Origin of the sequence: Clostridium sp. 7_2_43FAA, assembly GCF_000158375.2 — a bacterium.
GTDB classification, from domain to species: domain Bacteria; phylum Bacillota; class Clostridia; order Clostridiales; family Clostridiaceae; genus Clostridium; species Clostridium tertium.
Window position 1 is genome coordinate 1,133,158 of the sequence record NZ_JH815222.1, and the last position, 20,887, is coordinate 1,154,044.

Genomic DNA, 20,887 nt, shown 5'->3' on the forward strand with positions numbered 1-20,887 from the left:
TTTAAAAACTTTGTTAAATAAATTACAAAAGTTGTGGGAAGCTAGTATTTATGGTAAGATGAGAGTATAACCGTTAAAATATACGGATTATATAGTATATTTTAACGGTAAATACTTTAAATAAAAGTAGGAGGTTTTTTATAGTGTTAAGTAATCTTTTTAGTAATGTAAATGTTTCTAATAAATTATTTACATTAAATGATTCTAGCATATTAGAATTATCAATTGAAAATTCTAAAGAATTAAATGCTAAAGAAATCGAAGAAAGCTTAGTTTTACCTTATGAAAATAATAAAGGTAAAAAAGTGGTAATAAAAGCTTTTAGTTTTCAGCCTAATTTAAATGGATATGGAACAATAGTAAGAGAAAGAAAAGAAGATTTAAAAAAAGGATTAGAAAAAATCAAATCAATTTCAGAAATCAAATTTGCTGTAGATGGAAAGGATAAAAATCTACAAGAATCTCTAAAAGAATATGGAGAGGTTATAAAAGTAGCGTCTATAACAGATTTATATGAAAGTAAATTAATTTCGAAGGTATATAACGAAGAAAAGAATGTAGTTATATATGATGTTATTGAAATTATACAATTAGGACAAGCTTTAAATAGAAAAAATACAGAAATATTAACTGCTGTTTATGGAAGTGCCATAAATGGTAGAAAAGTTGTTGCGCTAAAAAAAGGAACAACATATAAAGAAGTTTTTGAAAGCTTGAATGGTAATGCTCAGGAACTTAAAAAAGTTATCAATGGTGGTAGTTTAAATGGAACACCTGTATATAATTTAGATTCAGTCGTAGATGATACAACTAAAGGAATTTTATTCTTAACAGAAAAAGATTCACCATCTGAAGAAAGTTATAGCTGTATAAGATGTGGTAAATGTTTAAGAGTCTGTCCAGAGGGGTTAAATCCAATAAAGTTAGTTGAACTTTATAAAATGGGAGAAAAAGAAGAGTTTATAAAGTTTGGTGGAGAAAAATGTATTGATTGTGGCTTATGTAGTTTTGCTTGTCCTTCTAATATAGAAATAGCACAAACTATTAAAACTGCAAAAACATTTAAATAGTAATAAAAATCTGAATAGGAGTGAAGAGAGTGGAAATTAAAAATCTTAAAATATCACCAGCACCTCATGTGAAAAAAGGTCTTGGGATTAATAAGATAATGCTTGATTTTATTATAGCATTAATTCCAGCAGTATTTGCAGGAGTATATTTTTATAAGATTGATGCTGTTAAAGTAATAGTTGCAACTGTTGTAACTAGTATTATAGCAGAAGGACTTTGGAATAAGTTTGTAAAGAAGACTTCTTTTTTAACTGATTTAAGTCCAATAGTTTTAGGTATTATTTTAGCACTTATTATGCCAACTTATATTCCATTATGGATACCGATCATAGGATCAATATTTGCAACAATAGTTGTTAAACAGTTCTTTGGTGGACTTGGTCAAAACTTCATGAATCCAGCAGCAGCTACAAAAGCATTTTTAATTGCTTCATGGGCTGGAGTTATGGCAAAGCCAGCAACAGATGCAACATCAGCAGCGTCTGGTTCAGCAGAAGTAGTAGTTCCATTAATTGATAAAATTATAGGACAAGCGAATGGAAGTATAGGGGAAGTTTCTATATTAGCGCTATGTATAGGTGGATTATACTTAGTATTAAGAGGAAGAATTAGCCTAAGAGGGCCAATTGCGTTTATAGTTTCAGCAATGATTATGTATAATATTTTTGAAAAAGATTTATTACTTCCTGGAGCATTCTTTGTATCAGCTATATTTATGACTACAGATTATGGAACAACACCAATGACAAAGATAGGACAATACATATTCGGGATAATAGCAGGGGTTTGTGCAGCAATTATAGCTGTTAAGGGATTTAATCCAGAAGGACCTTATTATGCAATAATAATTTCTAATTTATTTACTCCTCTTATAGAGTATTTTACAACTAAAAAAATAAAAATTAAGAAGGAGGCTTAATAAAGTTATGAAAGAGAATTTTAAGCTAGGAGGAATCCTTCTAATAATAACTATGATTGCAGGGATTGTACTTGGGTTCGCAAATGATTTAACTAAAGAAGCAATTATAGAAAACTCAAAAGTAAGTAAAGAAGATTTAAGTTATATAATGCCTGAAGCACAAGGGATTCAAGATATGGATATGGAGCTTGATGCTGAAGGAAATGTAAAGGAAATATATGAAGCTGTGAGTGGAAATGACGTAATAGGATATGTTTTAAAGGTTACTAGTAAGGGATTCCATGGAGCAGTAGACTTTGTAGTAGGAATATCAAAAGATGATAAGGTTTCAGGAATAAAGGTATTAGCACATAGTGAAACACCAGGTCTTGGGGCTAAAATTGCAGAAGAGAAGTTTACTTCTAGATTTAAGGATAAGCCTGCAACAGAATATTTAGAGGTAGTTAAAGTAACTCCTAATAAGGATAATGAAGTAGAAGCTATATCAGGAGCTACAACTTCAAGTAAAGCATCTGTTAGCGCGGTAAATGAAGCTATAACTTTCTACTTAGAAAATATAAAGGGAGAAGAAGTAGCGCCACAAGAAGATACTGATGCAGATACAGGAGCTAGTGCAAATTAATAATAAATTAGGAGGAAGACAATGAATAAGTTAATTGAAAGATTAAAAAATGGGATAATTACTGAAAATCCGATTTTTGTTCAAGTTTTAGCTATGTGTCCTACTTTAGCAGTTACAACAAGCGCTAAAAATGCATTAGGTATGGGACTAGCTTCAACTGTAGTTTTAATATTTTCTAATATGATGATTTCAGCAATAAGAAAATTAGTTCCAGATAAGATTAGAATACCAGCATATATAGTAGTTATTGCATCATTTGTTACAGTAGTTGATATGTTAATGCAAGGATATATTCCAAGCTTATATTCATCTTTAGGAATCTTTATACCATTAATAGTTGTTAACTGTATAATATTAGGTAGAGCAGAAGCTTATGCTTCAAAAAACCCAATTTTACCATCTATATTTGATGCAATTGGAATGGGACTTGGATTTACTATTGCACTATTCTTAATAGGAACATTTAGAGAAATATTAGGAGCAGGGCAAATTTTAGGGATACAAATAATACCTGAAAGCATTAAACCAGCTTCTATAATGATATTAGCACCTGGTGCATTCTTTACTTTAGGTGGACTTATGGTAGCCTTAAATGCTTATAACATAAGAAAAGCAGCAAAAACTGGTGAAGCAGTTAAAACGCTAGAACATAGTTGTGGAAGTTGTTCAGGATGTGGAACAGGAAGCTGTGGTAGCAGTAATAGTGGAATAGAAATAAAAGAAAATAAGAAAAACTAAGAGGGGTGTAACAAATGGAATTATTTATGATTTTCATAGCAGCAATGCTTGTAAATAACTTTGTACTTTCAAAATTCCTAGGGATATGTTCATTCCTTGGAGTTTCAAAGAAAAAAGATGCTGCAGTAGGTATGGGACTTGCAGTAACATTTGTTATGACGTTAGCTTCAATAATGTCATGGCTTGTATATAATGGAATATTAGTTCCGTTAGAATTAGAATATTTAAAAACAATAGCTAATGTATTAGTAATTGCAGCTTTAGTTCAATTTGTTGAAATGGCAATGAAAAAATTATCTCCAGCTCTTCATAAAGCATTAGGGATATATTTACCGCTTATAACAACAAACTGTGCAGTTTTAGGTATGGCTACATTAAATATTCAAGAAGGATATAACTTTATAGAAGCTATAGTAAATGGATTAGGTGCGGCATCAGGATATATGCTATCAATAGTACTATTAGCTTTCATAAGAGAGAGAATAGATAATAATGAAAATATACCAGTTGTTCTAAGAGGGTTGCCAATAACATTATTCACAGCAGCATTAATGTCAATTGCCTTTTTAGGATTCCAAGGATTAATTCACTAGGAGGAGATTTAAAATGAATATTTTATTTGCAGCGTTAAGCTTAGGAATTCTAGGATTAATTTTTGGAGTACTTTTAGGCTTTGCATCAAAGGCTTTTGAAGTTAAAGTTGATCCTAAGATACCTATGTTAAGAGAGTGTTTACCAGGAGCAAACTGTGGGGGATGCGGTTTTGCTGGATGTGATGCTTATGCAGAAGCTGTTGTGACAGCTGGAGCAAAACCAAATTTATGTTCTGTAGGTGGAGCAAAAACTGCAGAAGATATTGGTAGTATATTAGGAATTAAGGTAGATGCAAATGAAAAGATGACTGCCTTTGTAAAATGTAATGGAAATTGTGATTCAGCTAAGTCAAAATATGAGTTAGAAGGTGTAAGTGATTGCCTTACAGCATCATTAATGATTGATGGTGGATCAAAATCATGTTCATATGGCTGTTTAGGGCTTGGAAGTTGCGTTAGCGTTTGTGAATTTGGAGCATTAGATATAGTAAATGGAATTGCTAAAGTTAATGTGGATAAATGTACAAACTGTGGAGCTTGTATAAATATATGTCCTAAAGGACTTATTGAATCAGTTCCTGTTTCAAAGAAAGTAAGAGTAGAATGTAACAATATAGAAATAGGAAGACATGTTAAAGAAAATTGTTCAGCTGCATGTATAGGCTGTAAATTATGTGAAAGAAACTGTCCTAAGGATGCTGTTCATGTAACTAATAATTTAGCAAAGGTTGATTATGATAAGTGCGTAAATTGTCAATTGTGTACTAAAAAATGCCCAACAGGTGCTATAAAAAACATATTCTTAAATTAAGATTAATAAAAAAATATATGTTATGAAGAGTGGATTCGTTAAGAAGCCACTCTTTTTATATTATTAAGCTAATATTAAAACAATGAACATGAATCAATATTAAATTTGTTATAAAAATATACTTATTTAAATTTATTTATGTTTTATTTATAAATAAAGAACATTTCATAATTATTAGAATATTATGCATTATAGATAAGAAATTTGTAGGATACTAGGGGAAAGAATTCAATATTAATATGGATGAGTATTTAGAAGAACTTGAACGTAGATATGGATGTTATAATAATAAATGTAAACCAAATTGTAGATGTAATAAATGTTATTATATTGGAGCAATAGGGCTAATGGAACCAGTGGTACCACAAGGAGCAACAGTGCAAGTAAGAGGGGTAAGTGCAGAGCTTATAGGTAGTATTTTAAGAGAAATATTGAATGAAGCCAATGTAATATTTAATAATATAATTAATAATCAAAGTCAAAATATTAGTTATAGTAGGGCAACTGGTGAGTTCACAATTAGTGCGACAGGTAATTATTATGTACTTGGTGGGTAAGTACTGATGGTACAGGAAGCATCGACTTTTATAGATTTTGATCTAGAATTAAATAATAATATAGTAGGGGCTACTCTATCTCCTAATACAACAGGATAAATAAATGGAAGTGGGCTTATAACAGTTTTAAATAATAATTCTGTACTAAGGTTAGTTAAATAGAACAGGTGAAACTGTTAATTATTCAGGGACATCAGTACGAGCTAATATAGTAATTATAGAAGCAACAGTCTGAGCTTTACTATAATATTAATTGTAGCATATTTAGCATTGGTATTATTTTTTGAAAAAACAATTACTGGTGTTACTGATAATAGTTCAATAATGGGCATAAATGGAGATATTTTAATGGTATTTTAGTGAAATTATTAAACAGCACTATTATTAATAATAATGGGAAGATTTAATATAATTAGATTAACATAATATTATCTAAGGAATAAAAAGAGATAAAAGCTTTATTATAAATTAAAGCTTTTATCTCTTACTTATCTTACTTATTAAATATATTTAATAATGATAAAGATTTAACTCTTTCATAAATAAGATTTTTATCTGTTGTATATAAATTAAGTTTCTTCATTCTTTCAAAGTATTTTCCACCAGAAAATGTATGTCTTAAGCTTTTACCATTTTCCATATCTAAAGCATCGTTTGCAAAAGCAATTATATCTCCTATTGCTAAATTTCTAGGTAGAATTAATAATGGCTCATTTAATGCATATTTAACAGCATTATATCCTGCTAGTGCACCTGTAGCCATAACTTCTGTATGGCCTACAAAAAATCCAGATTTTTCACCAGCACAGAACATATTATTTAATCCAAGTATTTTCATAGAATTATCTCTAGGACTTGAAGCTAAATATCTAATTGAGTTTGAATTACCACCAGATAATGGATCGATATATCTTGCATTTTCAAGTCCAGGTATTTTTCTAAGTTTATCTAAAGGATAATAAGAAGTCATAAGTTTAATATGTCCAGTATCTAATAAAATAACATTTTCAGCAAATTCTTTCAAAGCATATTGTTGACAGACCTTTTGGCTTAGCTTATCTAAATTTACATCTTCTTTAGGAACTGGTAAAGTAACAACTCCATATTTATCAAGTTTTTCTATAATATCTTCAGAGAATGATTCACGGGGAAGTTCACAGGATCCACTCATTGCGCCAGGGGTTCCATTTGATCTTTCCCCTATAATATCCCTTATTCCGGCTTTGGCACTTAAACTTTCTCTGCTACCAAAAGATGGGCATCTAAGTATACACATAGAGCAACCATTACCGTATCTATTACAATTTGTCATAGATCCAGTAGAACCTGTTGTTTCAATAAATACATCACCATCTATAAAAGATCCATCAGCTAATTTGATTCTAGTTATAGAATTGTTTTCTAAAGAAACGTTAATTGCTCTACTCTTAAAATGAATATTAATTCCCAAAGATAAAATGTATCTTCTTATTTCTGGTTCTGCTTTAGCTATGTCAGTTAAATTAGCATGTTTATGACCAGAAAACTCTATATTTTGATGAAGAGCAAGAGAATCCATAATGTCTATTAGTTCATTAGCACCTAAAAATAATAGTTCTTCTGCAGCTGTAAATCTACCATTATTTCTCATTATACCGCCTACATTACCAACACCTAAAAGCATATCAGTTCTTTCAATTATATGAACTTCTGCACCCATTTTTCTTGCTTGTATGGCGGCTTGGCAACCAGCAAAACCACCACCTATTATAATGATTTTCATTATTTTATACCTCAAATATTAATGTTAATAATAAATTATTCTATGGTCATTAAAATGCTACTATAAATATAAGTTTTATTACATAGTTATTAAAACGGTAATGGCGACTTTAAAATAAAGTCGCCATAATTATTTTTATAAATTAATTTATTACAGGAAATATGTTATAAACAGGTTCTTCATATGGATGAAGGTTTTTTATAACGTTAATAACTTCAAAGGCTAAATCTTTATCGCATCTAAACTCTATTTTAGCCTCTTTTTCAATAGATAAGTTACCTTCTTTCCCAAGGTGAGGATTCGCTCCTTTTAAAGGCCTAAAGTAACCATTAACTTCGCTTATAGACATACAATTATCATAATTACCTATAGTTAAAGCACCAGTTCTATTTATTGCCTCTCTTAATTTGTCTACATATTCTAAAGGAACATATATTTCAAATTTAACTTTGGTATAATTCATATATTTAATAGACCCCCTATTAATAGCTATAATTAAATAATAGCTCATTATAGCAAAATAGTAAACGAAATAAATGTCTATTACAAACAAAAGTTAAATTTAAAAAATCTCATAAAATACCTAAAAAAACTAATAAATTATTATTAATATTAAAACTTATGAAAGAAAATAGCATATAAACAAAGAAAAAACTGGAAAAGTATGAAAGATGGTATATCATATATCTTTTAAAGAGATATAGCATACTATATTAATGAAGAAAATAAAATTAGGTTGGGGGGATTTTAAAATGGGAGTTTTATTTACGATTATTGGTATTATATTAACTATTTACACTTCTTTTAACTTAATAAGAAGCATAGAACTAAAGAAAAAAGCTATAATAAAAAAAGCTAAAGTAATAGGCTTTGAAAGCTACACTTATTTAATGCCGGGAGCTGAATATCATACAGTTTATAATGCAAATGTCTATCCTATTTTAGAAATTGAGGATAATAATAAGAAAGTAAAAGTTGCTATTCCATATTTATATGAAAAGTTTGATTTGGAAAGAGGCGATGAAATTCAAGTAATATATCCAAAAGGAAAAGTAGAAAAGCTTAAGATATACAGTAATGAAGATATATATAACTTTTATTATTTAACAATTATAATAGGGATAGCAATTACTTTGTTATCAATGGCAATAATTTAAAAGGGGCTAATTTCTAGCCCTTTATTAATTTAATAATTGTATAAAAAACCAAAATATTACAAAATGCTTATGCAAGTATACAATTGTGTCTGTATAAATTTAGGATATATAATTGAAATATAAAAGGAAATGTTTACTTATCTTATATCAAATAAATAAATTTATAATAAGAAGATTTGGAAACGTTACCGAACGAAAAAGTATAGGGTGGGATTATAATGAATTTTAAAAAGCTATTAGTAAAGATGCTACTATTTTTTATACCAGTAATAGCTATAGGAACTATTAGCAATTCAACTATATCATATTATACAGCAAAAAGTACATTAATAAAAAATAGTTTGACTATAATGGAAGAAATGTCAAAACAAGCATCCATGAGAATTAATGATAAGTTTTTAGGAAGTATTAAAAACTTAGAAGAAATAGCTATGGATAAAAGACTTTCAAGTGATGAAATATCAATTAAAGAAAAAAGAGATATATTGAAAAAAGAGCTTGAAAAGGGGAACTTTGACAATATAGGAATATGTGGGGTGGATGGAGTCGTTTATTATAAGGATGGAATGGAGCAAATAAAAGATAAGGATTATTTTGAGAAGACAATAAAGGGTAGTGAGGTTATATCAGATCCATTTATATCAACCATTGATAAAAGTAGGGTTACTGCATATACTGTACCACTAAAGATGGATAATAAAATAATTGGAGCTATAATAGGATTAAAATCAGCAGAAGATTTTAGTAAGTTATCAAATGATATTGAATTTTTAGATACTGGATCAGCTTTTATTTTGAATTCTGAAGGAACAGTTATAGCTCATGATGATTTTTATTTTGTTATGGAAAAAAGCAATTTAATTAATCAGTATGGAAGTGATGAGAACTATAAGGATGTTATAAATGTACAAAAAGACATGATTTCTGGAAAAAGTGGTTCTTCAGAGTATAATCTAAACGGTAATAAATCTTATATTGCTTATTCACCTATAGCAAGTACTGGGTGGTCTATAGGAATAACTGTAGATAGCAATGACTTGCTTAAATCATTAAAGGAATTTAAAAATACTACATTTTTAATAGTTTCTTCAATATTAATTTTAAGTATTTTATTAATATATATTATTACTAGGGGAATAACAAAAGTCTTAGAAAACATAAAAACTAATATGATACATATTTCTGATGGAGATTTAACAGTTAGTTTTGAGGAAAATCATTTGAATAGGAAAGATGAAATAGGGGATATATGTAAGTCTATAGAAACTACTAGAATTTCAGTAAAGGATATTATATCTAAAATAAAAATATCTTCAAAAGATGTCACTGAGAAATCAACTTCTCTTGCTGTTGTTTCTAAAGAGTTAAATAAACTAGCAAGTGATATATCTACTTCTATTTTTGAAGTTGCAGCCTTTAGTGGTAATCAAAAAGATGAATTAGAAAATACAATAGATGTAATAAATGTCTTTAGTGAAGAAGTAGATGAAATTTCTAAGAATATTATAAAGATAGATGATATGGCAAAAGATATTGAAATGAAATCAGTAAAGAATAGTAGTGAGATGAATACTTTAATAGCTTCAGCTGAAGATTTTGATAATAGATTTAGTAAGTTTAGTGATAATATGGATAACATGCTTAATGATATAAGCACAGTAAAAGAAATACTAATTTTAATAAATGATATTTCAGAGCAAACAAACTTATTAGCTTTAAATGCAGCTATTGAAGCTGCAAGAGTTGGACAAGCTGGAAAAGGGTTTGCTGTAGTAGCTGATGAAATAAGGAAGCTTGCAGAAAATTCAAATAATGCATCAAATAATATTCATAATATATTAAATAATGTATTTAAGAATACAAAGGGAATAGCAGAAGATACTGTAGAAATTAATAAAAAGCTACAATTACAAAGAAGTACTATAAACAATGCAATTAGTTCCTTTAATGATATAGCAAAAGAAGTTAAGAGCATAACACCTAGAATAAGTAATATAAACACTTCATTTACTGAAATAGACGAAAAGAAGAAGAATATATTAGAAAAAATTATAAATGTAGCAAAAGCATCAAAAGACATATCAAGTGCATCTGAAGAAATAACAGCATCATCAAATGATTTAAATAAATTTAGTGAAAATGTAGCTGAAGATTCTCAGGATTTAGCATATAGAAGTATTGAAGTTTTAAAATCTATAGATAGGTTTAAGATATAGAACTAAACGCTAGCATAATATTAAAGTGCTAGTGTTTTTTATTATAACTATAGAAAATAATATATGTTTGTTATAAATATAATCAATATATCTCACTTTTAATCATAATATAAAGAATAAATCCTTTATTTCAATATAGTAATTTTAAAGGAGGATAAGATGATACTAAACATTCGAGAAATAGTAATTAGATTCGTTCTTGCTGTTATAGTTGGAGGTATAATTGGATATGAAAGGGAAAGGCAACATAGGGCAGCAGGTTTTAGAACACATATATTAGTTTGCTTAGGAGCAACAATAATATCTTTATTACAAATTGATATTGGAAATAAAGCCATTGCTATGATTGAAGTAAATAAAGAGTTAAGTGAAGTTATAAAAATTGATTATGGAAGATTGGGAGCCCAAGTAATTACTGGAGTAGGATTTATAGGGGCAGGAGCTATAATTCACACTAAAGGAAATATTAAAGGACTAACAACAGCAGCAACTTTGTGGGTGGTTGCTTGCTTAGGATTATCTATAGGAATGGGAGAATATTATATAAGTATATTTGGAGCTATTATAATAGTAATAACATTAGTTTTTTTAAAAAGAATAGAAAATAAATTTATATCAAAAAATATAATTAAAAAGGTTGAAATTAAATATCGTAAAAAAGAAAATTTAAATATAGAAATACAAAAATGGTTTGAAAATGAAAATTTAAAGGTGAAAATAATTGAATACATTTTAGAAAAAGAAAAAACTCAATATGAGCAAGAAGAAGTTCATGCTATATATACAGTTATAAAGCCAGGGTATGTTAAATTAGATAAATTAATAGAAGGATTAAGAAAAAATGAAAATATAATTTATATAAAAATGTTAAGCTAATAAAAATAATTTTGATAATCAAAATACTTTATGTAAAAATATTAATTATACAATTGAAATTTGATGATTATTAGATTATTATTTAAATTAGGAACTATAGAAAAAGGATGGGATAAAGTTATTATGCAAAGAAGTGAAAGTATAGTTAATGAATTGCTTGTAAAAATATTTAATGAAATATTGCAAATTGAAGAAAAAACATTGAAAAGTGGGTATTTTTCAGACTTATCTGTTAGAGAAATGCATACTATAGAAAAAATAGGAAGAAAAGAACAAAGAATGATGAGTGAAGTAGCACAGGACTTAGGTATAACTGTTGGAACGTTAACTACATCAATAAATAGATTAATTAAAAAGGGATATGTAGATAGAAAGAGAATAGAAGAAGATAGAAGAGTAGTTTTAGTTGAATTAACTAAGAAGGGGAAGATTGCACATAGATTACATGAAAGATTTCATAATGAAATGGTAAGAAGTATGATGGATGATCTTTCAGAAGAAGAAAAGGACATATTAATAGGATCTTTAGATAAATTAAATGAATATTTTAAAGCTAAGTATGATTCTATAAAATAAAAAAGTCCCATATGCTATAATAAAGTAATCTTATTAAATTTACTATAATGAATCTAAGATTTATGATATTATTAGTATATTAAGAAGTATGGGAGGATATTATGGGAAACACTAGTTTGGAAGTTGCTAAGTATGCAACTAGGATGGCAATTTCATCTAGAGAGGAAGAGGAAGAACTCAAGGTTGAATTTAAGAAAAAAGGTGTGTTAGTAACTGCTGTAAATATAGGTGGGAATATAAATGATTCAACATCTAAAATATTAGAAAGAGCATTAGTAGCTTCTAAGAGAAATGGAGTAATAAGAGAAGAGCATTTACATGAAGGTGGAGTAATAGGAGCAACTAGAGATGCATTGATGCAGGTTTGGAATAGAGCAAGTGGACAAAATGTTGGTGGAAAAGTAGGGATTGCAAGAAGGGGAGAGCACTTAACGGTATGTATTTTTCTAAGTGTTGGACTTTTACATTTAGACGAAGTAGTGATTGGAATAGGTCATAGAGCCATTCCTGAATAATTATTAAAAATAAAGGTAATATATTTATGAATATATTACCTTTATTTTTATAAAACAATTTATAAAAATTTAAGTAAGAAAATAATAATAATGCTTATTTATTAAAATAGTAATATAGTAATTATATATAACAAAAAAAATATTATATATGAATATTTAAAGGCTTTTTTGGAAAATTAATATTAGCTTTAGTTTTTATAATAAAGCTAATATTTTTTTTATTTCAAAAATACTAGTTTTAAAAGTTGTTATAATTAATTATTAATTGTTATAAATATAACAATTAAATACTGAGAGTTATAAAATGAATTTTAAGTTGTTTTTCTAAAAAATCATTTTGAATTATATTATTATTCAGAATTTAATAGATAATCAGATAATATTAAGGAGGGTAAGTCGAATAAAAGAAAAAATATTAGAATTAAATATAAAACAGGTAGCAAAAGGGAAAAAACAAATCAAATAAATTGTATTAAAATAATACAAAAATATAAAGAATAAAAAAATGATAAATTTTTAACAAAATATATTGACAAAAATATAACAATGAAATAGAATAATATTGTAATCAAGTTAAGAAAAAACAAAAGACTAAAAAGAAAATAATTTTAAATGTAAAAATTATCTTATAGATATTTAGGAGGAATAAAAAAATGGCTGTAACAAATGCAAAAGAATTAACTCAAAGAATTAAAGAATTAAGAGAGGCGCAAAGGGTATTTGCTACTTATACTCAAGAGCAAGTAGATGAGATTTTTAGACAAGCAGCTATGGCAGCAAATGATAACAGAATTAAATTAGCAAAGATGGCAGTTGCTGAAACTGGAATGGGAATAGTAGAAGATAAAGTTATTAAGAATCATTTCGCAGCTGAATATATATATAATCAATATAAAGATATGAAAACTTGTGGAGTTTTAGAAGAAGATAAAACTTTTGGTATAACAAAGGTTGCAGAACCTATAGGTGTTATATCAGCTATAGTTCCAACAACAAATCCAACTTCAACAGCTATATTTAAAACTTTAATAGCATTAAAAACTAGAAATGCAATAATTATATCACCACACCCAAGAGCTAAAAAAGCTACAATTGAAGCAGCTAGAATAGTATTAGAAGCAGCAGTTAAAGCTGGTGCTCCAGAAGGAATCATAGGATGGATAGATGAGCCATCAGTAGAATTATCACAAAATGTTATGAGAGAATCTGATATAATTCTTGCAACAGGTGGACCAGCAATGGTAAAAGCTGCTTATTCATCAGGAAGACCAGCTTTAGGTGTTGGAGCAGGTAATACTCCAGCGATAATAGATGAAACAGCTCATATAAAGATGGCTGTAAACTCAATATTGCTTTCAAAGACATTTGATAACGGAGTTATTTGTGCATCAGAACAATCTTTAGTTGTTTTAGATCAAGTTTATGATGAAGTTAAGAATGAATTAAGCGATAGAGGTGCTTATATTCTTAAGGGAGAAGAAGTAGATAAAGTTAGAAAAATTATATTAAATGAAAAAGGCGGATTAAATGCAAATATAGTTGGTCAATCTGCATATAAAATTGCTGAAATGGCAGGAGTAAATGTTCCAACAACAGCTAAAGTTTTAGTTGGAGAAGTTGAATCTGTAGAATTAGAAGAACCATTCTCACATGAAAAATTATCACCAATTTTAGCAATGTATAGAGTAAAATCATACGAAGAAGCTCTAGAAAAAGCTAATAGATTAATAGAATTAGGTGGTATGGGTCATACTTCAATACTTTACACTGATCAACTTAAGTCAAGAGACAGAATATTACAATTTGGAGAAAAGATGAAAACAGCTAGAACATTAATAAATATGCCAGCATCTCAAGGTGCTATTGGAGACATATTTAACTTTAAACTAGCTCCATCATTAACTCTTGGATGTGGATCATGGGGAGGAAACTCAGTTTCAGAAAACGTTGGTCCAAAGCACTTAATTAACGTTAAGAGCATAGCTGAAAGGAGAGAAAATATGCTTTGGTTTAGAGTTCCAGAAAAAGTTTACTTCAAATATGGTTGTTTACCAGTAGCTTTAGAAGAGTTAAGAGACATGGGTAAGAAGAAGGCACTTATAGTAACTGATAAGGTATTATTTGAAATGGGATATACAAATAAAGTTACTGATGTTTTAGAAAGAAATGGAATACAATTTAAAATATTCTCAGATGTTGAACCAGATCCAACGCTTAGATGTGCAAAAGCTGGTGCTAAAGAAATGCTAGATTTTAATCCAGACGTTATAATTGCACTTGGTGGTGGATCAGCAATGGATGCCGCTAAGATTATGTGGGTAATGTATGAACATCCAGAAGTTAGATTTGAAGACTTAGCAATGAGATTTATGGATATAAGAAAGAGAGTTTATAAATTCCCAACTATGGGTGAAAAGGCTATGATGGTATCAATAGCTACTTCAGCAGGAACAGGTTCAGAAGTTACTCCATTTGCTGTTATTACTGATGAAAATACAGGAGTTAAATATCCACTTGCAGATTATGAACTAACTCCAGATATGGCAATAGTTGATGCTGAACTTATGATGACTTCACCTAAAGGATTAACAGCTTGTGCTGGTATAGACGTATTAGTTCATTCAATAGAAGCATATGTATCAATAATGGCTTCAGAATATACTAATGGTCTAGCTTTAGAAGCAATAAGATTAGTATTTAAATATTTACCAGATGCTTATAATGAAGGAACAACTAACGTTAAAGCAAGAGAAAAAATGGCACATGCGTCATGTATGGCTGGAATGGCATTCTCAAATGCATTCCTAGGAATTACACACTCAATGGCTCATAAATTAGGTGCATTCCATCACTTACCACATGGTATGGCTAACTCATTATTAATGAATGAAGTTATAAGATTCAATGCTACTGATGCTCCAACTAAACAAGCAGCTTTTGCTCAATATAAGTATCCAAATGCAGCATGGAGATATGCTAGAATAGCAGATCATCTTGGATTAGGTGGAAATAGCGAAGTAGAAAAAGTTGAATTATTAATAAAGGCTATAGAAAAATTACAAGCTAAAGTTAATATGCCAAAAACTATAAAGGAAGCAGGAGTATCTGAAACTAAGTTCTATGAAACTTTAGATGAAATGGTTGAGCAAGCATTTGATGATCAATGTACAGGTGCTAACCCAAGATACCCACTAATGAGTGAATTAAAAGAAATGTATATTACAGCTTATGAAGGTCCAAAGACTAAAGAAGTTAAAAAGGAAACAAAGAAAAAATAGTGTTTTAGAATAAAAATAGAGGTTACTTTATGTAACCTCTATTTTTATTTACATATTACTCATATATGAGAAGAAATTGTGATATTATTTATAGAGAGAATTTGTTAAGATGTTACAAAGATTATATTATAGCATGGAGGAAATATATGAAAAAGAAAATATTAATAATAACTCTATTATTATTTGCACAAATACTTATGTTTGGATGTTCAAAGGATGTAAGTAGACAAGATGAAAAAAAGATAAAAGAAACAATTGATTTAGTTTTATCATATAAAGATGGATATGATGATACTATGAAGAAACATATAAGTGAGGAGAAGTTTTATATTTGTAATTATGTAGAGTTTTATTCATTATATATAGGTGAATTAAATCTTGAAAAATATGAAAGTAATATAGTAAGTATTAAAGAGGAAAATGGAAAGTATAAAGTTTATATGACTCTTGATATGGTAGCAAAAGCATTAGAAAAGCATGGAGATGAAAAGGCAAGTGATGAAGCAGTAGGTGAAGATGTTCCAGTTGAAGTAGTTGTAAAAGAAAAGGATGGAGAATTTTATATAGAAGGATTTACTGAATATGAAGATCTTGAAAAGGCTAAAGAATTAAATGATGGATTTAAGTAAAAATAACAAAAGGAAAGAGTGAAAATAATGAAACCATTAGCAGAAATAATGAGACCAAAAACACTAGAAGATTTTGTTGGTCAAAAGGATATATTAGCTAAAGGAAAGCCGTTATATAACTTAATTACAAATAAGATGATTCCTAATTGCATATTATATGGACCACCAGGAACAGGAAAAACAACTTTAGCAAATATAATGGCAAACTATGTTGATAGAAAATTTTATAAATTAAATGCTACTACAGCTTCTGTAAAAGATATACAAGAAATTACTGAGAGTTTAGATAGTTTACTTAACTATAATGGAGTAGTTATATATATTGATGAATTACAGCATTTTAGTAAAAAGCAACAGCAGGCACTTTTAGAGTTTATTGAAAATGGAAGAGTTACATTAATAGCTAGTACCACAGAAAATCCTTATTTTGCAATTCATAAGGCAATATTAAGTAGATGCAATATATTTAAGTTTGAAGCATTAAATATAAATGATATAACTATAGGATTGGAGAAAGCAATAAAAAAGTTAATAAATGAAGGTATTCATGTAGAGTATTCTTTAGAAGCTTTGAAATATATTGGTGAAATTTCTCAAGGGGATTATAGAAAAGCTTATAATATATTAGAACTAACTATAAATTCTCAACTTAAACATATAAAAGAAGTATCTGTAGAATATATAGAAAGCTTAAATCAATCACATATGAGAGCGGATGCAAGCGGTGATGAGTATTATAATTTATTAAGTGCATTACAAAAGAGCATAAGAGGTAGTGATCCTGATGCAGCTATACATTATTTAGCAAGACTTATTAAATCAGGAAATTTAACAGCAATAATAAGAAGAATATCTGTAATAGTTGCAGAAGATATAGGGCTTTCACATCCTAATGCACTAAGTGTAGTAAATTCAGGTATAGAATTAGCTTTAAAGGTAGGATTTCCAGAAGCACAGATAATACTAGCAGAACTTGTTATATATTTAGCAACATTACCTAAATCTAATAGTGCATATTTAGCTATAGCTAATGCTATGAAGGATTTAGAAAACAAGAATATAGGAGATGTTCCTAATCACTTAAAGGATGCACACTATGCGGGAGCAGAAAATTTAGGCGTTTCGGGATATAAATATCCTCATGACTATGAAAATAATTATGTAAGGCAATCATATATGCCTGAAAAAATAAAAAATTCTAAATATTATTTTCCTCAAAAAAATAAATATGAAGAAAGTATAAACATGTACTGGAGCAAGATAAAATAAGGCGTTGGGATAGTATTATGATTATTGACAATAGCAGAGTGTTTTGATAAGATATAAAAGTAAATACTAGTAAAATGGTCAACATTAAAAGGGGGAAGTATAATGAAGCTTTCTACTAAAGGTAGATACGGGGTTAAGGCTATGGTAGACCTTGCAATGCACTATGGAGATGCCCCCGTTTCAATAAAAACAATCTCCCAAAGACAAAATATATCAGAATATTATTTAGAGCAGTTGTTTTCACCACTTAGAAAAGCAAAACTTATTAAAAGTATAAGAGGTGCTCAAGGTGGATATGTGTTAAATTATGCTCCAAAGGATATTACAGTAGCAGATGTTATGAATGTGCTTGAAGGTCCTGTTGAAATTGCTGAATGCATTGAAGGAACTGAGTGTGATAACATAGATTTTTGTGCTACTAGATTGTTATGGGAAAAAATAAAAAATAGTATTGATGAAGTAATGAAGAACATTACGCTTCAAGATATAGTAGATGATTATGTAAGAATGAAGGATGAAAATCAATCCGTTAAGATTGTTAAAAGGAGCGAATAGACATGAGAAATGTATATATGGATTATGCAGCAACTACATATGTTAAACCGGAAGTTTTAGAAGAAATGATGCCATTTTTTACTAAAAAGTATGGAAATCCATCATCTTTTTATGGAATTTCTAGGGAAACTAAAATGGCTATTGATAAGGCTAGAAGTAGGGTTTCAAAAGCATTAAATTGTGATTCAAATGAGATTTATTTTACTGGCGGTGGATCAGAAGCAGACAACTGGGCTATTAAAGGAATAGCATCAGCTCATAGAAAAAAAGGAAATCATATTATAACAACAAAGATTGAGCACCATGCAGTACTTCACACTTGCGAATACTTAGAAAAAAATGGATTTGAAGTAACGTATTTAAATGTTGATAAAGAAGGTTTTATCGACTTAGAAGAACTTAAAAATGCTATAACAGATAAAACTATATTAGTTTCAATTATGTTTGCTAATAATGAAATAGGAACTATTCAACCTGTTAAAGAAATAGGTGAAATTTGTAGAGAAAGAAAAGTTTTATTCCATACTGACGCGGTTCAAGCAATAGGAAATATTCCAGTAGATGTTAAAGAAATGAATATTGATTTATTATCTTTAGCTGGACATAAAGTATATGGACCTAAGGGGATAGGAGCACTTTATATAAGAAAAGGTGTTAGAATTGATAACTTAATTCATGGTGGTGGCCAAGAAAGAGCTAGAAGAGCAGGTACTGAAAATACAGCATCTATAGTGGGTATTGGAAAAGCAATTGAACTAGCTACTGAAAGTTTAGAAGAGCATAATAAAAAAATCACTAAGCTTAGAGATAGATTAATAGATGGCTTACTAAAGGTACCACATACAAGATTAAATGGACCAAGAGGGGAAAAAAGATTACCAGGTAATGCCAATATTACTTTTGAATTTATAGAGGGTGAATCAATACTTCTATCTTTAGATTTTGAAGGTGTATGCGCATCAAGTGGTAGTGCATGTACCTCAGGATCACTTGACCCATCTCACGTATTGTTAGCAATAGGATTACCTCATGAGTTAGCTCATGGATCTTTAAGATTGACATTAGGTGATGGATCAACAGATGAAGATGTAGATTATGTTTTAGAGGTTGTTCCACCTATTATAGAAAGACTAAGAAATATGTCTCCATTATGGGAAGACTTTTTAAAGAAGGGAGAAAAATATTATGATGTACAGCGATAAGGTTATGGATCATTTTAGAAATCCAAGAAATGTAGGGGAAATTGAAGATGCAAATGGCGTAGGTGAAGTAGGAAACGCTAAATGCGGAGATATAATGAAGGTTTATTTAAAAATTGAAGATAATATTGTCAAGGATGTTAAATTTAAGACATTTGGATGTGGATCTGCTATTGCTTCATCATCAATGGCAACAGAATTAATCAAAGGAAAGACTGTAGAAGAAGCTTGGGAGTTATCCAATAAAGCAGTTGCAGAAGCTTTAGATGGACTTCCACCTGTAAAAATGCACTGTTCTGTTTTAGCAGAAGAAGCTATACATAAAGCAATTAATGACTATAGAAAAAATACAGGTTTAGAGCTTTGGGATTTTGAAGAGCATGATGATATACACGATCATGTTCATGGTCATGAATAGGAATTAATATGAAGAAAAAAGTAGTAGTAGGTATGAGTGGTGGAGTTGACAGCTCTGTTGCTGCATACCTTTTAAAAGAACAAGGTTACGAAGTAATAGGCGTAACAATGAAACATTTTGATGATGAAGATGAAGACTATATTGAAAGAGAAGGTGGATGTTGTTCTCTTTCATCAGTAGAAGATGCAAGAAGAGTTGCCGATAAACTAGGAATACCTTTTTATGTTCTTAATTTTAAGGATTCCTTTAAAGAAAAGGTAATAGATTATTTTGTACAAGAGTATATGGAAGGAAAAACACCTAATCCATGTATTGCGTGCAATAAACATATAAAGTTTGATGAATTTCTAAGAAGAGCAAAAGGAATTGGAGCTGATTATGTAGCTACAGGACATTATGCTAAAATAGAAAAAAATGAAGATGGTAGATATCTTTTAATAAAAGCAGATGATGATAAGAAAGATCAAACATATGCTTTATATAATTTTACACAAGAACAATTAAGTCAAACATTAATGCCTTGTGGGGATTATACTAAGGATAAAATAAGAGAAATAGCTAAAGAAATTGGTCTTGCAGTTCACAATAAAAAAGATAGTGAAGAAATATGCTTTATACCTGATAATAATCATGGTAAATACATTTTAAATGCTAGACCAAATCAAGTGAGAGAAGGAAACTTTGTTGATAAGAATGGTAATATATTAGGTAAACATAAAGGTATAGTTTATTATACAATAGGTCAAAGAAAAGGCTTAGGCTTAGCACTAGGTACTCCTATTTTTGTTACTGATATAAATCCAAGAACTAATGAAGTTGTTATAGGACCAGAAGAAGATGTCTTTAAAACTGATTTAGTTGCAAAGGATGTTAACTTTATTCCTTTTAATTCTCTTAGTGAAGAAATAACTGTATTTGCTAAAGTTAGATATCAAGCAAAACCTTCTGAAGCGATAATATCACCACTTGCAGATGGAAGAGTTAAAGTTTCTTTTAAGGAAAAGCAAAGAGCTATAACTAAAGGTCAATCAGTTGTATTTTATGATGGAAACGTTGTTGTTGGTGGCGGAATAATAGAAGAAATTATATAAATAAAAAAAATTCTCATATGTAGATATGAGAATTT

At 29.0% G+C, this 20,887-nt stretch carries 21 protein-coding genes; 19 read left to right on the forward strand and 2 right to left on the reverse strand.

Annotated elements, in window-relative coordinates:
- Positions 1 to 143: 143 nt before the first annotated feature.
- The 7 genes from CSBG_RS06930 (at position 144) to CSBG_RS06960 (ending at position 5,311) form a co-directional block, all read left to right on the forward strand.
- A complete protein-coding gene (locus tag CSBG_RS06930) occupies positions 144 to 1,070 on the forward strand; it encodes a 4Fe-4S dicluster domain-containing protein (RefSeq protein WP_008678239.1) in 927 nt (308 codons plus the stop codon).
- Positions 1,071 to 1,099: 29 nt separating this feature from the next.
- Positions 1,100 to 1,990, forward strand: coding sequence for an RnfABCDGE type electron transport complex subunit D (locus CSBG_RS06935; RefSeq protein ID WP_008678240.1), 891 nt, complete (start codon positions 1,100 to 1,102; stop codon positions 1,988 to 1,990).
- Between the two features lie 7 nt (positions 1,991 to 1,997).
- A complete protein-coding gene (locus CSBG_RS06940; protein ID WP_008678241.1) occupies positions 1,998 to 2,612 on the forward strand; it encodes an RnfABCDGE type electron transport complex subunit G in 615 nt (204 codons plus the stop codon).
- A 21-nt stretch (positions 2,613 to 2,633) separates the two neighbouring features.
- Entirely contained in the window at positions 2,634 to 3,350 is a 717-nt protein-coding gene (locus tag CSBG_RS06945; protein WP_008678242.1) for an electron transport complex subunit E, read from the forward strand.
- Between the two features lie 14 nt (positions 3,351 to 3,364).
- Complete coding sequence (gene rsxA, locus CSBG_RS06950; protein WP_008678244.1) at positions 3,365 to 3,943, forward strand: electron transport complex subunit RsxA; 579 nt, start codon at positions 3,365 to 3,367, stop codon at positions 3,941 to 3,943.
- Positions 3,944 to 3,956: 13 nt separating this feature from the next.
- Positions 3,957 to 4,754, forward strand: coding sequence for an RnfABCDGE type electron transport complex subunit B (locus CSBG_RS06955; RefSeq protein ID WP_008678245.1), 798 nt, complete (start codon positions 3,957 to 3,959; stop codon positions 4,752 to 4,754).
- Positions 4,755 to 4,993: 239 nt separating this feature from the next.
- On the forward strand, positions 4,994 to 5,311 hold the full coding sequence (locus CSBG_RS06960) for a hypothetical protein (RefSeq protein WP_008678246.1): 318 nt from the start codon (positions 4,994 to 4,996) through the stop codon (positions 5,309 to 5,311).
- 493 nt (positions 5,312 to 5,804) lie between these two features.
- On the opposite strand, the gene CSBG_RS06965 is transcribed toward CSBG_RS06960, so the two are convergent.
- Together CSBG_RS06965 and CSBG_RS06970 are read right to left on the reverse strand one after the other, a co-directional pair.
- A complete protein-coding gene (locus tag CSBG_RS06965; RefSeq protein ID WP_008678248.1) occupies positions 5,805 to 7,073 on the reverse strand; it encodes an FAD-dependent oxidoreductase in 1,269 nt (422 codons plus the stop codon).
- A 142-nt stretch (positions 7,074 to 7,215) separates the two neighbouring features.
- Positions 7,216 to 7,536 (reverse strand): cytochrome c biogenesis protein, encoded by a 321-nt coding sequence (locus CSBG_RS06970; protein ID WP_008678249.1) that lies wholly within the window; start codon positions 7,534 to 7,536, stop codon positions 7,216 to 7,218.
- A 289-nt stretch (positions 7,537 to 7,825) separates the two neighbouring features.
- Here CSBG_RS06970 and CSBG_RS06975 point away from each other — a divergent pair, with 289 nt between their 5' ends.
- The 12 genes from CSBG_RS06975 (at position 7,826) to mnmA (ending at position 20,852) form a co-directional block, all read left to right on the forward strand.
- Positions 7,826 to 8,230, forward strand: a complete 405-nt coding sequence (locus CSBG_RS06975; RefSeq protein ID WP_008678250.1) for a hypothetical protein — start codon at positions 7,826 to 7,828, stop codon at positions 8,228 to 8,230.
- A 218-nt stretch (positions 8,231 to 8,448) separates the two neighbouring features.
- Positions 8,449 to 10,446, forward strand: coding sequence for a methyl-accepting chemotaxis protein (locus CSBG_RS06980; protein ID WP_008678251.1), 1,998 nt, complete (start codon positions 8,449 to 8,451; stop codon positions 10,444 to 10,446).
- 159 nt (positions 10,447 to 10,605) lie between these two features.
- Positions 10,606 to 11,322, forward strand: coding sequence for an MgtC/SapB family protein (locus CSBG_RS06985; RefSeq protein WP_008678254.1), 717 nt, complete (start codon positions 10,606 to 10,608; stop codon positions 11,320 to 11,322).
- A 123-nt stretch (positions 11,323 to 11,445) separates the two neighbouring features.
- Positions 11,446 to 11,898, forward strand: coding sequence for a MarR family transcriptional regulator (locus CSBG_RS06990; protein WP_035285721.1), 453 nt, complete (start codon positions 11,446 to 11,448; stop codon positions 11,896 to 11,898).
- A 101-nt stretch (positions 11,899 to 11,999) separates the two neighbouring features.
- Positions 12,000 to 12,413, forward strand: a complete 414-nt coding sequence (locus CSBG_RS06995; RefSeq protein ID WP_008678257.1) for a HutP family protein — start codon at positions 12,000 to 12,002, stop codon at positions 12,411 to 12,413.
- Positions 12,414 to 13,066: 653 nt separating this feature from the next.
- Entirely contained in the window at positions 13,067 to 15,691 is a 2,625-nt protein-coding gene (adhE, locus tag CSBG_RS07000; protein WP_008678258.1) for a bifunctional acetaldehyde-CoA/alcohol dehydrogenase, read from the forward strand.
- Between the two features lie 146 nt (positions 15,692 to 15,837).
- The gene (locus CSBG_RS07005; protein WP_008678259.1) at positions 15,838 to 16,320 is read left to right on the forward strand and encodes a hypothetical protein; all 483 of its coding nucleotides are present in this window, start codon (positions 15,838 to 15,840) and stop codon (positions 16,318 to 16,320) included.
- Between the two features lie 27 nt (positions 16,321 to 16,347).
- A complete protein-coding gene (locus tag CSBG_RS07010) occupies positions 16,348 to 17,589 on the forward strand; it encodes a replication-associated recombination protein A (RefSeq protein WP_008678260.1) in 1,242 nt (413 codons plus the stop codon).
- 102 nt (positions 17,590 to 17,691) lie between these two features.
- A complete protein-coding gene (locus CSBG_RS07015) occupies positions 17,692 to 18,144 on the forward strand; it encodes an Rrf2 family transcriptional regulator (RefSeq protein WP_008678262.1) in 453 nt (150 codons plus the stop codon).
- A gap of 2 nt (positions 18,145 to 18,146) precedes the next feature.
- Entirely contained in the window at positions 18,147 to 19,346 is a 1,200-nt protein-coding gene (nifS, locus tag CSBG_RS07020; RefSeq protein WP_008678264.1) for a cysteine desulfurase NifS, read from the forward strand.
- A complete protein-coding gene (nifU, locus tag CSBG_RS07025) occupies positions 19,330 to 19,761 on the forward strand; it encodes a Fe-S cluster assembly scaffold protein NifU (protein ID WP_008678265.1) in 432 nt (143 codons plus the stop codon). Before nifS ends, nifU begins: the two co-directional genes overlap by 17 nt.
- 2 nt (positions 19,762 to 19,763) lie before the next feature.
- Positions 19,764 to 20,852, forward strand: coding sequence for a tRNA 2-thiouridine(34) synthase MnmA (gene mnmA, locus CSBG_RS07030; RefSeq protein ID WP_172617234.1), 1,089 nt, complete (start codon positions 19,764 to 19,766; stop codon positions 20,850 to 20,852).
- The last annotated feature ends 35 nt before the right edge of the window (positions 20,853 to 20,887 follow it).

Bases quoted from the DNA above. Each gene is read 5' to 3' on its own strand.
- CSBG_RS06940 (WP_008678241.1), top strand. From the start codon at position 1,998: ATGAAAGAGAATTTTAAGCTAGGAGGAATCCTTCTAATAATAACTATG.
- CSBG_RS06945 (WP_008678242.1), top strand. From the start codon at position 2,634: ATGAATAAGTTAATTGAAAGATTAAAAAATGGGATAATTACTGAAAAT.
- rsxA (WP_008678244.1), top strand. From the start codon at position 3,365: ATGGAATTATTTATGATTTTCATAGCAGCAATGCTTGTAAATAACTTT.
- CSBG_RS06955 (WP_008678245.1), top strand. From the start codon at position 3,957: ATGAATATTTTATTTGCAGCGTTAAGCTTAGGAATTCTAGGATTAATT.
- CSBG_RS06960 (WP_008678246.1), top strand. From the start codon at position 4,994: ATGGATGAGTATTTAGAAGAACTTGAACGTAGATATGGATGTTATAAT.
- CSBG_RS06965 (WP_008678248.1), bottom strand. From the start codon at position 7,073: ATGAAAATCATTATAATAGGTGGTGGTTTTGCTGGTTGCCAAGCCGCC.
- CSBG_RS06970 (WP_008678249.1), bottom strand. From the start codon at position 7,536: ATGAATTATACCAAAGTTAAATTTGAAATATATGTTCCTTTAGAATAT.
- CSBG_RS06975 (WP_008678250.1), top strand. From the start codon at position 7,826: ATGGGAGTTTTATTTACGATTATTGGTATTATATTAACTATTTACACT.
- CSBG_RS06980 (WP_008678251.1), top strand. From the start codon at position 8,449: ATGAATTTTAAAAAGCTATTAGTAAAGATGCTACTATTTTTTATACCA.
- CSBG_RS06985 (WP_008678254.1), top strand. From the start codon at position 10,606: ATGATACTAAACATTCGAGAAATAGTAATTAGATTCGTTCTTGCTGTT.
- CSBG_RS06990 (WP_035285721.1), top strand. From the start codon at position 11,446: ATGCAAAGAAGTGAAAGTATAGTTAATGAATTGCTTGTAAAAATATTT.
- CSBG_RS06995 (WP_008678257.1), top strand. From the start codon at position 12,000: ATGGGAAACACTAGTTTGGAAGTTGCTAAGTATGCAACTAGGATGGCA.
- adhE (WP_008678258.1), top strand. From the start codon at position 13,067: ATGGCTGTAACAAATGCAAAAGAATTAACTCAAAGAATTAAAGAATTA.
- CSBG_RS07005 (WP_008678259.1), top strand. From the start codon at position 15,838: ATGAAAAAGAAAATATTAATAATAACTCTATTATTATTTGCACAAATA.
- CSBG_RS07010 (WP_008678260.1), top strand. From the start codon at position 16,348: ATGAAACCATTAGCAGAAATAATGAGACCAAAAACACTAGAAGATTTT.
- CSBG_RS07015 (WP_008678262.1), top strand. From the start codon at position 17,692: ATGAAGCTTTCTACTAAAGGTAGATACGGGGTTAAGGCTATGGTAGAC.
- nifS (WP_008678264.1), top strand. From the start codon at position 18,147: ATGAGAAATGTATATATGGATTATGCAGCAACTACATATGTTAAACCG.
- nifU (WP_008678265.1), top strand. From the start codon at position 19,330: ATGATGTACAGCGATAAGGTTATGGATCATTTTAGAAATCCAAGAAAT.